This is a genomic window from Nocardia implantans (assembly GCF_035544775.1).
GTDB classification, from domain to species: Bacteria; Actinomycetota; Actinomycetes; order Mycobacteriales; family Mycobacteriaceae; genus Nocardia; species Nocardia implantans.
Window position 1 is genome coordinate 19998 of record NZ_JAYKYQ010000023.1, and the last position, 12914, is coordinate 32911.

General features: G+C 69.5%; 13 protein-coding genes. 9 read left to right on the forward strand and 4 right to left on the reverse strand.

From position 1 onward, the window contains the following. The first annotated feature begins 102 nt into the window (after window positions 1-102). On the forward strand, window positions 103-735 hold the full coding sequence (locus U3653_RS32835; RefSeq protein ID WP_195082619.1) for a TetR/AcrR family transcriptional regulator: 633 nt from the start codon (window positions 103-105) through the stop codon (window positions 733-735). 1 nt (window position 736) lies between these two features. On the opposite strand, the gene U3653_RS32840 is transcribed toward U3653_RS32835, so the two are convergent. Both U3653_RS32840 and U3653_RS32845 read right to left on the reverse strand, forming a co-directional pair. Continuing rightward, window positions 737-1456 (reverse strand): hypothetical protein, encoded by a 720-nt coding sequence (locus U3653_RS32840; protein ID WP_195082620.1) that lies wholly within the window; start codon window positions 1454-1456, stop codon window positions 737-739. Window positions 1457-1555: 99 nt separating this feature from the next. After that, entirely contained in the window at window positions 1556-2407 is an 852-nt protein-coding gene (locus U3653_RS32845) for an oxygenase MpaB family protein (RefSeq protein WP_195082621.1), read from the reverse strand. Window positions 2408-2544: 137 nt separating this feature from the next. Here U3653_RS32845 and U3653_RS32850 point away from each other — a divergent pair, with 137 nt between their 5' ends. Then, a complete protein-coding gene (locus tag U3653_RS32850) occupies window positions 2545-3960 on the forward strand; it encodes an acyl-CoA synthetase (protein WP_195082622.1) in 1416 nt (471 codons plus the stop codon). A 47-nt stretch (window positions 3961-4007) separates the two neighbouring features. Next, a complete protein-coding gene (locus U3653_RS32855) occupies window positions 4008-4394 on the forward strand; it encodes a PPOX class F420-dependent oxidoreductase (protein WP_195082623.1) in 387 nt (128 codons plus the stop codon). Between the two features lie 68 nt (window positions 4395-4462). On the opposite strand, the gene dapD is transcribed toward U3653_RS32855, so the two are convergent. Further along, on the reverse strand, window positions 4463-5410 hold the full coding sequence (dapD, locus tag U3653_RS32860; protein WP_195082624.1) for a 2,3,4,5-tetrahydropyridine-2,6-dicarboxylate N-succinyltransferase: 948 nt from the start codon (window positions 5408-5410) through the stop codon (window positions 4463-4465). A gap of 311 nt (window positions 5411-5721) precedes the next feature. On the opposite strand from dapD, the gene dapE reads away from it, so the two are divergent. The 6 genes from dapE (at window position 5722) to U3653_RS32890 (ending at window position 12279) form a co-directional block, all read left to right on the forward strand. Next, on the forward strand, window positions 5722-6825 hold the full coding sequence (gene dapE / locus U3653_RS32865) for a succinyl-diaminopimelate desuccinylase (RefSeq protein ID WP_195082625.1): 1104 nt from the start codon (window positions 5722-5724) through the stop codon (window positions 6823-6825). A gap of 262 nt (window positions 6826-7087) precedes the next feature. Then, window positions 7088-7897 carry an LOG family protein gene (locus U3653_RS32870; protein ID WP_195082626.1) on the forward strand — a complete coding sequence of 270 codons (810 nt, stop codon included), beginning with the start codon at window positions 7088-7090 and terminating at the stop codon, window positions 7895-7897. Beyond that, window positions 7891-8460 (forward strand): LOG family protein, encoded by a 570-nt coding sequence (locus tag U3653_RS32875; protein WP_435406614.1) that lies wholly within the window; start codon window positions 7891-7893, stop codon window positions 8458-8460. Before U3653_RS32870 ends, U3653_RS32875 begins: the two co-directional genes overlap by 7 nt. 4 nt (window positions 8461-8464) lie before the next feature. Next, on the forward strand, window positions 8465-10234 hold the full coding sequence (locus tag U3653_RS32880; protein ID WP_195082628.1) for a long-chain-acyl-CoA synthetase: 1770 nt from the start codon (window positions 8465-8467) through the stop codon (window positions 10232-10234). Window positions 10235-10459: 225 nt separating this feature from the next. Beyond that, window positions 10460-11344 carry a dihydropteroate synthase gene (gene folP, locus U3653_RS32885; RefSeq protein WP_195082629.1) on the forward strand — a complete coding sequence of 295 codons (885 nt, stop codon included), beginning with the start codon at window positions 10460-10462 and terminating at the stop codon, window positions 11342-11344. Beyond that, window positions 11341-12279, forward strand: coding sequence for a glucosyl-3-phosphoglycerate synthase (locus U3653_RS32890; RefSeq protein WP_195082630.1), 939 nt, complete (start codon window positions 11341-11343; stop codon window positions 12277-12279). Before folP ends, U3653_RS32890 begins: the two co-directional genes overlap by 4 nt. A 28-nt stretch (window positions 12280-12307) precedes the next feature. On the opposite strand, the gene U3653_RS32895 is transcribed toward U3653_RS32890, so the two are convergent. Then, window positions 12308-12643 carry a hypothetical protein gene (locus tag U3653_RS32895; RefSeq protein ID WP_195082631.1) on the reverse strand — a complete coding sequence of 112 codons (336 nt, stop codon included), beginning with the start codon at window positions 12641-12643 and terminating at the stop codon, window positions 12308-12310. Window positions 12644-12914 lie beyond the last annotated feature (271 nt).

Here is a 12914-nt window from a genome sequence, read left to right on the forward strand (position 1 = left end):
CCATCTCATCGACTCGGAAGCCTGTCAATCGCCGCGAGGCGGTGGTGACGGTGTGCGATGCTGAAAGTGTCATCGTGTCGCCGTTGCGGATAGGGTTGAGGTATGGCCAGGCTGACCAGACTGCTGCCGTTGGTGCGCAGCGCTGCCCCCGAGGATCGCAACCAGGCGCGGGTGCTCGACGCGGCGCTGCTGGCGTTCCTCGACTTCGGCATCAAGCGGACCAGCATGGTGGAAGTGGCCCGTCGCGGCGGCCTGTCCCTGGCCACGCTCTACCGCCGCTTCGCGAGCAAGTCCGATCTGATCAGGGCCGTCGGGCTGCGGCAGACGCGCGAGTTCATCGAGGAGGTCGACGCCGCGCTCCAGCGTCAGGTCGACCGGGACGCCGGCGCGGAGGAACAGATCGTCGAACTGTTCGCCGCGTTCATCAACGGCCTGCGCGGCAATCAGCTGATCCACCGGCTGCTGGCCACCGAACCCGAACTCGTGCTGCCCTACCTCACCACCCAGGGGGCGCCGGTCATCGAACTCGGCCGGGATTACGTCGCGGAGTTCGTCACGCGTTTGCAGCGCGAAGGCAAGCTGCCCGACTACGATCCGGCGCCGTTGGCCGAGATGATCGCGCGCACCGCGCTGTCACTGGCGCTCACGCCGCAGACCGTCATCCCGCTCGGCGACGACGCGGCGATCCGGCAGTTCGCGCGCGATCACGTGGTGGTGTCCTTCCGCGTGCGCTGACTCAGCGGTGCTGCGGCAGGCCGAACAGCATGGCTCCGAGCGCGGCCATGACGTCCGCGGTCTGCTCGGCCGCAGTGCCGCGGGTGTGCGCGGTCACCGCGAAACCCGGACCGAAGGACGTCGAGGCGACCTCCGGCTCACCCAGATCCGACCAGCCCCACTTGGTGCCCTGGACGAACGGCCACCGGGCGGTGCCCCAGTCCTGTTCGGTGCCGTCTTGCGCCGTCGATCCGGCGGCGGCCATCCATTCGAAGATCGGCGATCCTGGATCGGTGCGCAGTTTCACGGCCAGGAAGTCGGACACATTCGCGACGCTGGTCGCCCCAGCGCCCCAGCCGGGGCCGGGCACGGTCTCGGTGAGTCCGTATTCGGCGGCGACGGCCGCGATGGCCTGGGGATACTTGGCCTCCATCGCGGTCGCGGCTCCGTCATCGGAGTAGCGGATCATTCGCTCACCTAGCGCACGGTCTTCGGGTGAGCCGTCGCCGTGGCGCAGGGCGTAGTCGGTGAGGAAGAGTTTGGCCAGCGACAGGCTCGAACGGGACTCGTGCTCGTTCGGTGTACCCCAGCCGATGCCGATCGCGGTGCGCACGGAGATCGCCGTGCGCGGCGGCACTGCGGCGACCTCGGTTTCGGCCGAGTCCTCCGCACCGGCGACCGGTGCGGACAGCGCCAGGAACGCGAAGGCGATCAGCCCGGTCAACGTCGTTCGGTAGCCCATCGTCTCCTCCTGGCCGGTGGCGCCGGATCGCGTCGCGGGCGCGATCAGCAGTACGAGATGCGATTGCCCAGTGATAACTGTGGTGAAACGACGGACGGTTCAGACCAGCCGGAGCCCGAGGCGGCGCCGGATGCGCATATCCAGCAGATAGGCGTTGAGCGGGAACATGCGGACCGGTCGCGGAAGCCGGGACTGGGTGGCCCCGACGGTGCGCAGGATGTGACCGAGTACGCGCTCGTCGCGGTCGGTCCAGGTCATCCCCATCTCGTCGCGCAGATGCTGAGGCAGCAAGCCGGTCACGAAGAAGCGGTGCAGGCGGCCGAGGGCCACCTGTGCGAGCCGGGGTAGCATGCGCAGGTCGATGAGGTCGTCGAAGTAGGCCCGGACCGTCGGGTCGATGCTGGTCTCGGCGAGATGCGCGGCCCAATACTCGGCGAAGGCGCGGCGGTCGGCGGGCCACATCGCCTCGGGCATCTGGAGAGTGGTGCCGAGCCGGGCGCCGAGACGGTGGAACGCGTCGGCGGTCGCCTGGTCCATCGGCCCGTGCATGCGCTCGTACAGATCCTGCGCTCCCCAGTGCAGGCAGGCCGCGACCCACAGTTGCAGCGTGGGATCGAAGGCGTTGTAGCGCACCGGACTCGCGTCGGTGGAGTGCACCGGACGATGCGAGACGTCGACCGCCTCGCGGTAGGCGGCGCGTTCCTCGTCGGTCCCGAGCGTCGCCACGGCGAGGTAGGTCAGCGTGGTGCGCAGCCGTTTGATCGGATGCAGCATCACATTCCCGCTGTCGACAGTGCTCTCCACGACGCCGTAGCCGACCGGAGGGTTGCTCAGCTGCATGACGACGTTCGCGACGCCGCCGAACAGGCCCGCCACGCCGTCGATGTATTGCCCGATGTCGAAGGAATCCGGCGGTTCGGGACGATGCGTCGCGGGAAGTGGCCTGGTCATCGTCGACCTCGCAGTGCTGAGAAAGCTGTACGACAACGTTCTCACCACGTCAGCGCGAGTGTCAACCGTCACGTTCGACGTCGGTTCAGGCGGGATGCCGCGACGCCGGCGTCCATTCGGCGAAGTAGCGTGAGCGAATGCCGTTCGGTCCGCCGCTGCTCAGCTCCCTGAACCCGCTCGCCGTCGCAGGCGGAGCGGACATCCCCGACGCCGTCACCATCGACGGGACCACCCTCTCACGCAGTGATCTGCTCGGCGCGGCCACATCGGTGGCCGAGCGCGTCGCGCGCGCGGAACGGGTGGCGGTGCTGGCCGAACCGACCGTGCAGACCGTGCTCGCGGTGGTGGGTTGCCTCATCGCGGGCGTCACGGTGGTGCCGGTGCCCCCGGACTCGGGAACCGCCGAGCGGGCGCACATCCTCGCCGATTCGGGTGCTCAGGCGTGGTTGGGGAAAGCGCCCGATGGCGCCGAGCTGCCCGTGGTGCCGGTGCGGCGGCACGCCAGGTCCTGGCACACCTATCCCGAACCCGATGCGGGCGCCACGGCTTTCGTCCTCTACACATCGGGGACCACCGGGCTGCCCAAAGGGGTGATACTCAGCCGCGGCGCGATCGCCGCTGGTCTGGACGCCCTCGCCGAAGCATGGGCGTGGACCGCGAACGACACGCTGGTGCACGGGCTTCCGTTGTTCCATGTGCACGGGTTGATCCTCGGCCTGCTCGGACCGCTGCGGGTGGGCAGCCCGCTGATCCACACCGGCAAGCCGACGCCGCAGGCGTACGCGGCGGCCGAGGGTTCGCTGTATTTCGGGGTGCCCACCGTGTGGTCGCGCGTGGTGGAGGATCCCGACGCGGCGAAGCGATTGGCCGGCGCGCGGCTGCTGGTCTCCGGTAGCGCGCCGCTGCCGGTGCCGGTGTTCGAGCGGCTGCGCGAGCTGACCGGGCACGCGCCGGTCGAGCGCTACGGCATGAGCGAAACCATGATCACGCTGTCCACCCGGGCCGACGGTGAGCGCAGGCCGGGCTGGGTCGGCACGCCGGTGCGCGGCGTGCGCACCAGGATCAGGGACGAGTCCGGGTCTCCGGTGCCGCACGACGGCGAGAGCATCGGCGGTCTGGAAGTCTCCGGGCCCATGCTGTTCGACGGCTACCTCAACCGCCCGGAGGCGACCGCGCAGAGCTGGACCGAGGACGGCTGGTTCCGGACCGGCGACGTCGCCGCCATCGACCCGGATGGCTTTCATCGCATCGTCGGCCGGGAATCGGTGGATTTGATCAAGTCCGGCGGTTACCGGGTCGGCGCGGGCGAGGTGGAGACGGTGCTGCTCGGCCATCCCTCGGTGGCGGAGGCCGCGGTGGTCGGCCTGCCCGACGACGACCTCGGCCAGCGCATCACCGCGTTCGTCGTGCTGCGCGACGCCGCGACCGAACGCGAGCTGATCGACCATGTGGCCGGGGAACTTTCGGTGCACAAACGCCCGCGTGAGATCCGCGTGGTCGACGCGCTGCCGCGCAACGCCATGGGAAAGGTGCAGAAGAAGCAGCTGGGCTGACCGCGAACGATTGACCTCGAGCTAGGTAGAGGTTCTACGGTCGGCGCATGACTGCGACCCTGACCCCCGAACAGATCGACTACCTGAGCACCCAGCGGCTGGGCCGCCTGGCCACCGTCCGCCCCGACGGCTCCCCGCAGAACAACCCGGTCGGCTTCCGCTACAACGCCGACCTCGGCACCATCGACATCGCGGGCTGGAACATGGGCGCCTCGCGGAAGTTCCGCAACCTCGCCACCAACGACCGCGTCGCGTTCGTCGTCGACGACGTCGCGTCGGTCCAACCATGGCGAGTCCGCTGCCTCGAGATCCGCGGCACCGCCGAACCCCTCACCGACGTCGACCCCTACATCCCCGGCGTCTCCCGCGAAATGATCCGCATCCACCCGCACCGGATCATCGCCTTCGGCCTCCCGGCCCAGGCTCCCGCCTGATGAGAGCTTCGTGAGTGGCACACGGTTGCGAGAAGACCTCTCCACCATGTGCCACTCGCGGAAGTGGTTCAGTCGTTGGCGTGGAGGTCGGCGTTGAGTTCGATGCCGGTGCCCTTGCGGGGGACCACTTCGACGGCGCCGGTGGTGGAGTTGCGGCGGAACAGGAGGTTGTCGCGGCCGGCCAGTTCGGCGGCCTTGATCAGGGTGCCGTCGGGGGTGGTGACCTTGGTGCCCGCGGTGAGGTAGAGGCCGGCTTCCACGACGCAGTCGTTGCCGAGGGGGATGCCGAGGCCGGAGTTCGCGCCGAGCAGGGACCGTTCGCCGATGGAGATGACCGTGGTCCCGCCGCCGGACAGGGTGCCCATGGTGGACGCGCCGCCGCCGATGTCGGAGCCGTCGCCGACCACGACGCCCGCGGAGATGCGGCCCTCGACCATGGACGCGCCGAGGGTGCCCGCGTTGAAGTTCACGAAGCCCTCGTGCATGACGGTGGTGCCGGAGGCCAGGTGCGCGCCGAGGCGGACCCGGTCGGCGTCGCCGATGCGGACGCCGGAAGGCAGCACGTAGTCGACCATGCGCGGGAACTTGTCCACGCTGTACACCGTGACCGGCCCGCGGGCGCGCAGCTTCGCGCGGGTGGCCTCGAAGCCATCGACCGCCGCAGGGCCGTGGTTGGTCCACACCACGTTGGTCAGCAGGCCGAACTGGCCGTCCAAGCTCACCTCGTGCGGCTTGACCAGGCGGTGCGAGAGCAGGTGCAGGCGCAGGTAGACGTCGTGCGCGTCGACCGGGGCCGCGGCCAGGTCGGCGATCGTGGTGCGCACCGCGATCACGTCCACCCCGCGCGCGTCGTCGAAGCCGAGCAGCGCCGCGTACTCGGCGGGCGCCTCGTCCAGCCGCTTGGTGCCGGTCTCGGCGAACTCGCCCAGCTGCGGGTTCGGGTACCACGTGTCCAGCACGGTCCCGTCCGCGGTCACGTTGGCGATACCGATGGCTGCTGCTCCCTGGATACTCACGGCCTAGAGGTTACCGACCCGTGCCGGGCAATGGTGCGGCTGCTCCGGCGACCCCGATCACCAGGCTCGATACACGTCCGGCTGCCGGACCGGTGGGCCGAGTGTCCTGGTGGGGACCTGCTGCTGCGCACGTGTCGGTCCGCCCACCGGGCCGCGCCGTCCGCGTAGCGGCAGGTTCCGACCATGCCGCTGATATATCGCCGACCCGGTGGTTGCCGACGTCGTCCGCGCGGACGGCTATCCCGGGCGAGGGGCGGCACACCGGCCGGTACCGGCGGCCGTGGTGGGGGACCGGTCGTAGGGTGAAGCGCGTGACCATCGACCTGCATGCCGACCCGATCACCTTGACCGCCGCGCTCGTAGACATCCCGAGCGTCTCGCGCGACGAGGCGGCCGTCACCGATGTGGTGGAGCGCGCGCTGCGGGAGCAGACCACGGGGTTCGAGATCCTCCGGCACGGGAACGTGGTGCTGGCGCGCACCCATCGCGGGCTGCCCACCCGGGTGATCCTGGCCGGGCACCTGGACACCGTGCCGATCGCCGACAACGTGCCAGGCCGGTTCGCGGTGAACGAGGCGGGCGAGCGAGTCCTCTACGGCTGCGGCTCGGTGGACATGAAATCCGGCGACGCGGTCTTCCTGCACCTGGCCGCCACCGTCGCCGACCCGGTACACGACCTGACCCTGATCTTCTACGACGGCGAGGAGATCGCCGCCGAGTTCAACGGCCTGGGCCACATCGAACGCGACCTGCCCGAGTGGCTCACCGGCGACCTCGCCGTGCTCGGCGAACCGTCCGGCGGCTGGATCGAGGCCGGTTGCCAGGGCGCGATGCGTATCGGGCTGCGCACCTCCGGCGTGCGCGCGCACGCGGCGCGGGCCTGGCTGGGCGACAACGCGATTCATCGGCTGGCTCCGATACTGGGGCGGCTGGCCGACTACCGCGCCAGGGAAGTGGACATCGACGGCTGCGTCTATCGCGAGGGCCTGTCCGCGGTGCGGGTCGAGGCCGGAGTAGCGGGCAACGTCGTGCCGGATGCCGCCGAGCTGGAGGTCAACTTCCGTTTCGCGCCCGACCGCACCATCGACCAAGCCGTCGAGCACGTGCGCGAGGTCTTCGCCGGGCTCGAGCTGTCCTTCGAGGTGATCGACGCGGCGCCGGGCGCGCTGCCGGGGCTGACGGCCACGGCCGCCAAGGACCTCATCGCCTCGGTGCAGCGCCACGGCGGCGGCGGTGTGCGCGCGAAGTACGGCTGGACCGACGTCTCGCGTTTCGCGGCTCGCGGCATCCCCGCCGTCAACTTCGGCCCCGGCGATCCCAACCTCGCGCACAAGCGCGACGAGCACGTGCCGGTCGACCAGATCACCGCCGTCACCGCGATGCTGCGCAGCTACCTGAGCGGCACACCGGACTGACCCGCTGCGGCGTCGTTCGTGGTTGGCGCCCCCGCACTCCGACGCGGCTCGGACCGGTGTCCGTCGCGTGGCACCGACGACACCCCCGAGATCGCGCGCGACCGCGCGGCACGGTCACCGCAACCGGTGATCAGCGCAATGACATGCGCACCGAGCGATGAGATTGCGACCGCGTCTCACCCCGCCTGCGTCCGGCTGAACATCGGACGACTTCTCCCGTCCAGCCCGGGAGACCCCCTTGCCGGGCGGTAGCGTGGAACGCATGTCCACCGACGCCGCGGACCGTGAGGTCACCAACAAACCGAAGTCGACACCGAAGTTCCGCGGGCCGATCATGTTCCGCCGCGACCGGGCCGACGGTGTCAGCACCGCCGACCGGAACTTGCTGGACAAGCGCGGCGACACGGACTGGGTGCACACCGATCCCTGGCGGGTGCTGCGTATCCAAGCCGAGTTCGTCGAGGGCTTCGGCGCTCTCGCCGAGGTCCCCCGAGCGGTGACCGTCTTCGGCTCCGCGCGCACCTCCGCCGACCATCCGGAGTACCAGGCCGGGCTGGCCATCGGCGCCGCGCTGGCGCGTGCGGGTTTCGCGGTGATCACCGGCGGCGGTCCCGGCGCGATGGAGGCCGCCAACCGCGGCGCCTGCGAGGCGGGCGGCTACTCGATCGGCCTCGGCATCGAGCTGCCGTTCGAGCAGAGCCTCAACGACTGGGTCGATCTGGGCATCAATTTCCGGTACTTCTTCGTCCGCAAGACGATGTTCGTGAAGTACTCGCAGGCGTTCATCTGCCTGCCCGGCGGCTTCGGCACGCTCGACGAGTTGTTCGAGGCGCTGACGCTGGTGCAGACCCACAAGATCACCCGGTTCCCGATCATCCTGTTCGGCACCAGGTATTGGTCCGGGCTGGTCGATTGGTTGCGCGATTCGCTGGGCGGCTCAGGCAAGATCTCCCCGGGCGACCTCGGACTGCTGCACGTGACCGACAGCGTCGACGAGGTCGTGGACATCATTCAGGCCGCCGCGATAGCAGGCGGCGCCGAGGACGCGATCGGGACGGAGGATCAGTGGTGAGCGAGCGGCCTTTCGCCGTCTGTGTCTATTGCTCGGCGAGCACGACCGACCAGGACCACCTGTCGCTTGCCGCCCGGGTGGGCACCGAGATCGCCCGGCGCGGTTGGGAATTGGTGTCCGGTGGCGGGCACGTCTCGATGATGGGCGCGGTCGCCACCGCGGCGCGCGCCGGCGGGGCGAACACGATCGGCGTGATCCCCAAGCACCTGGTGCATCGTGAGGTCGCCGATGTCGACGCCGACGAACTCGTCGTCACCGACACCATGCGCCAGCGCAAGCAGGTGATGGAGGACCGCGCCGACGCCTTCCTCACCCTGCCCGGCGGGATCGGGACGCTGGAGGAGTTCTTCGAGACCTGGACCGGCGGCTATCTGGGACAGCACGGGAAACCCGTTGTTGTGCTTAATCCCAATGGATTCTTCGACGGTTTGTTCTCCTGGCTGGACGAGCTGTACGAGCGGAAGTTCGTGCCCCAGACAGCACTGTCCCGGATTACCGTGGTGACCGATCTCCCGTCCGCCTTCGCGGCGCTGGAGGCGCGCCTACCCCGTGAGGAGAACTGAAGACGTGAGCACCGCTGCCCGCTCGACGGTGAGTTTGGCCGACCTCGCCCGGCATCTCCCCGCGATGGCCATGGACGCGCCTGGCATGCTGCGCAACGCGCTCAACATGCTCGTGACACCGGATTCCAAGTCGTCGGTGGGCCTGTACTTCCAGCGCAACGCCCACCGGCATCCCGACCGCCCGTTCCTGCGGTTCGAGGGCTCGGTCTACACCTACGGCACGGCCAACGCGGAAGTCAACCGGTATGCGAGCGTGCTCGCTGCGCGAGGGGTGCGGCGCGGCGACGTGGTGGGCGTGCTGATGACCAACCGGCCGGAGACGCTGTTCGTCGTGCTGGCCACGGTCAAGCTCGGGGCCACCGTGGGACTGCTCAACCATCACCAGCGTGACCAGGTGCTGGCGCACAGCATCGGCCTGCTCGACAGCGTGCTGAACGTGGTCGGCGCGGAATGTGCCGATGCGATCGACTCGCTGCCCGAACCGCCCGCCAACGTCCTCGCGGCCGACGAACTCCGCGCGGCCGCCCGCGACGCCGACGACGGCGACCCGCCGAGCTGTGCGGAAGTCACCGCGCGCGAGCGGGCGTTCCTCATCTTCACCTCCGGTACCACCGGACTGCCGAAGGCCAGCGTGATGACCCATCTGCGCTGGACCAAGAGCATGGCCGGACTGGGTGGCCTCGGTATCCGCCTGCGCGGCAACGACACCATGTACTGCTGCCTGCCGCTGTACCACAACAACGCCCTCACCGTCGCGTTGTCCGCGGTGCTCGCCTCCGGCGGCACGTTCGCGCTCGGCCGGAGTTTCTCCGCGTCCCGGTTCTGGGACGAAGTGATCCGCGAACAGGCCACGGCGTTCATCTACATCGGCGAGCTGTGCCGCTACCTGGTCAATCAGCCCGCCAAGCCGACCGACCGGCAGCATTCGATCCGGCTCGCCGTCGGCAACGGATTGCGTCCGGAACTGTGGGACGAGTTCAAGTCCCGGTTCGGCATCGACCGCATCGTGGAGTTCTACGGCGCCAGCGAGGCGAACATCGCCTTCGTCAACGCCTTCGGCGTGGACCGAACGGCGGGTTTCGGCCCGCTGCCGTATGCGGTCGTCGAATACGACGAGGAGACCGGAAAGCCCAAGCGCGACAAGAGGGGCCGCCTGCGCCGTGTCGGCACCGGTGGCGTCGGCCTGCTGCTGGCGAAGGTGACCGACCGCTCCCCGTTCGACGGTTACACCGACAAGGACGCCTCCGAGGCCAAGCTGGTGCGCGACGGCTTCGAAGCGGGGGACGTCTGGTTCGACACCGGCGATCTGGTGCGCGACCAGGGCTGGCACCACATCGCGTTCGTGGACCGGCTCGGCGACACGTTCCGCTGGAAGGGGGAGAACGTGGCGACCACCGAGGTGGAGGGCGCGCTGAGCAAGGCGGAGTCGATCGAGCAGGCGGTGGTCTACGGCGTGGACATCCCCGGCGCCGACGGTAAGGCGGGCATGGCCGCGGTGACGCTGCGGCCCGGCGCCGAATTCGACGGCGCGGCGGTGGCGAAGCTGGCCTACGAGCGATTGCCCGGGTATGCCGTTCCGCTGTTCGTCCGGATCGTGCACGAGCTGGAGCAGACCTCGACGTTCAAGAGCCGCAAGGTAGAACTGCGCAAGCAGGGCTACGCCGATGACCCCGACAGCACGCTGTACGTCCTCGCTGGCCGCACCGAGGGCTACATCCCCGCCTACGCCGATTACGCCGCCGATGTAGCGGCGGGGCGCGTCCCGAAGAGCTGACGGTCACCCGCGGAAACAGCCTGGTGGCGGTGGTCGCCACCGCGGTGCCGCAGGACTGCGCGCTGATCTTGTGGCACTCGACTGGTACGGTCTGGGAATTAGGAGACGACCGGTTTCGCGAACACTTGGTCACCCGGCGGGTACCCCCGGACCCGCCGCACGACTCGACCGCGATCCTGTTTCCTGATTTGTACGGCCTGATTCGCGGAGAGGCGGGACAGCGACATGTTCAGCTCGACCGCGGCGCCGCTTCCCACGCTGTGCGGACGGCCGGTGGCGACGGATCGAGCGCTGGTGATGGCGATCGTGAACCGCACCCCGGACTCGTTCTACGACCGCGGCGCCACCTTCACCGACGCGGCGGCCATGGATGCCGTGGCACGCGCGGTGGACGAGGGCGCCGACCTCGTCGACATCGGCGGAGTGAAAGCCGGGCCGGGTGATTCGGTGGACGCCGCCGAGGAAACGCGCCGGGTGGTGCCGTTCGTGGCGGCCATCCGCGCGAAGTACCCCGAGCTGCTGATCAGCGTCGACACCTGGCGCGCCGAGGTGGCGGCGGCCGCGGTGGGCGAGGGAGCGGACCTGATCAACGACACCTGGGCCGGTGCCGATCCCGACCTGATTCCGGTGGCCGCCGCGCACGGCGCGGGTGTGGTGTGCAGTCATACCGGTGGCGCGGTGCCGCGCACCAGGCCGCACCGGGTGCGCTACGCCGACGTGGTGGGCGAGGTCACCGACACGGTGGTGCGGGCCGCGGAGAACGCGCTCGCGGCGGGGGTGCGCCGGGATTCGATCCTGATCGATCCGACGCACGATTTCGGCAAGAACACCTACCACGGTCTCGAACTGTTGCGCCGAGTCGACGTTCTTGTAAAAACCGGATGGCCAGTCTTGATGGCGCTGAGCAACAAGGATTTCATCGGGGAGACTCTAGGTGTCGGTCTTTCCGAACGGCTGGAGGGCACATTGGCGGCGACAGCGTGGTCGGCGGCGGCAGGCGCCAGAGTCTTTCGTGTCCACGAAGTCGCCGCGACCCGGCGGGTCGTGGACATGATCGCCGCTATCCAGGGCATCCGGCCCCCCGCACGAACCTTGCGAGGTCTGGCATGACATTTCAACACCGTGAGCCCGCTTGGGCGACGACCAATACCTGGGACACCCCGAACTGGCGCGTGGACGAGCTCGTCTGCGCGAAGGCCGGGCGCACCGTGTCGGTGGTGCTGCCCGCGCTGAACGAAGAACGCACCGTGGCCGACGTGGTGGCCAGCATCCGGCCGCTACTCGGCACGCTGGTGGACGAGCTGATCGTGCTCGACTCCGGTTCGACCGACGCCACCGCAGAGCGGGCCCGCGCCGCGGGCGCCGAGGTGATCAGCCGCGAGCAGGCGGTGCCGGAGCTGGAGCCGGTCGCGGGCAAGGGCGAGGTGCTGTGGCGCTCCCTGGCGGTGACCAGCGGCGATCTGATCGCCTTCGTCGACTCCGACCTCATCGATCCCGATCCCGCCTTCGTGCCGAAACTGCTCGGCCCGCTGCTCACGGTCGATGACCTGCACCTGGCCAAGGCGTATTACCGCAGGCCGTTGCGGCAGGGCGGCGCGGTGGACGCGCACGGCGGCGGCCGCGTCACCGAGCTGGTCGCCCGGCCCCTGCTCGCGGCGCTGCGACCGGAGCTCTCGCAGGTATTGCAGCCGCTCGGCGGCGAATACGCGGGCACGCGCGAACTGCTCACCTCGGTGCCGTTCGCACCGGGCTACGGGGTGGAGATCGGGCTGCTGCTCGACACTTACGACCGGCTGGGCATGTCCGCGATCGGCCAGGTCAACCTCGGTGTGCGCACGCATCGCAACCGGCCGCTGGCCGACCTGGGCGTGATGAGCCGCCAGATCCTCGGCACCGTGCTCGGTCGCAGCGGCATCCAGGACTCCGGCGCCGCGCTGACCCAGTTCCCGCTGATCGGGGACGAGTTCACCGCGCATCGCACCGAGGTCTCCCTGCTGGACCGGCCGCCGATGAACACCCTCCGGCCCGCCTGCGCCGCGGCCTGACCCGTTCTCACGCCGTACGCGGGTGCGGTCAGACCCCTTCCGCATGCGGATCGCGCATGTATCCGGCCTCGATCAGGGTGCGGAAGGCCGCGTACTTGTAGACGCACGCGGCGGGTTCACAGATCCGGTGGCGCTGCATGATCTCGTGAGCTTCCGCCACGGTCAACGGCTCGACCAGTGCTCGCTGCGGCCTGCCGATCGGACAGGTCGGCAAGGCGGGGACGGGCAGTTGTTCCGCGATCGCGTGCTCGGCGACGCCGACCCGGCGCCTTCGAGTCGCCGGTCCGTGCAGCAACACAATGGTGGCGACCAGGCTCGCTGCGCCGACGAGCGAGCAGAGGACGGCGATCTGGGTGGCGGTCACGGCGCATTCTCCTCTCGGTGGGGCGGGCCGGGCAGAACGTGGCGGGGCCGAAGCGCAACGCACCGTCACCTACATGCAGTTAACTTGTAGCAAATCAAGTGTGGGCCGAGCGGGCTCGCCATGCAAGTGGAATCGGGAGGCGCGGGGGGCCGGTCTCGGCTCTGTCGCGGGTATGCCCGTCGGCTGGCGGACCAATCCGCCGCGTGGGCGCAACTTTGGCGATGGTCGGCGTTCTCCGCAGCTGAAGCGGGGTGAAGTCGCTGTCACCGGC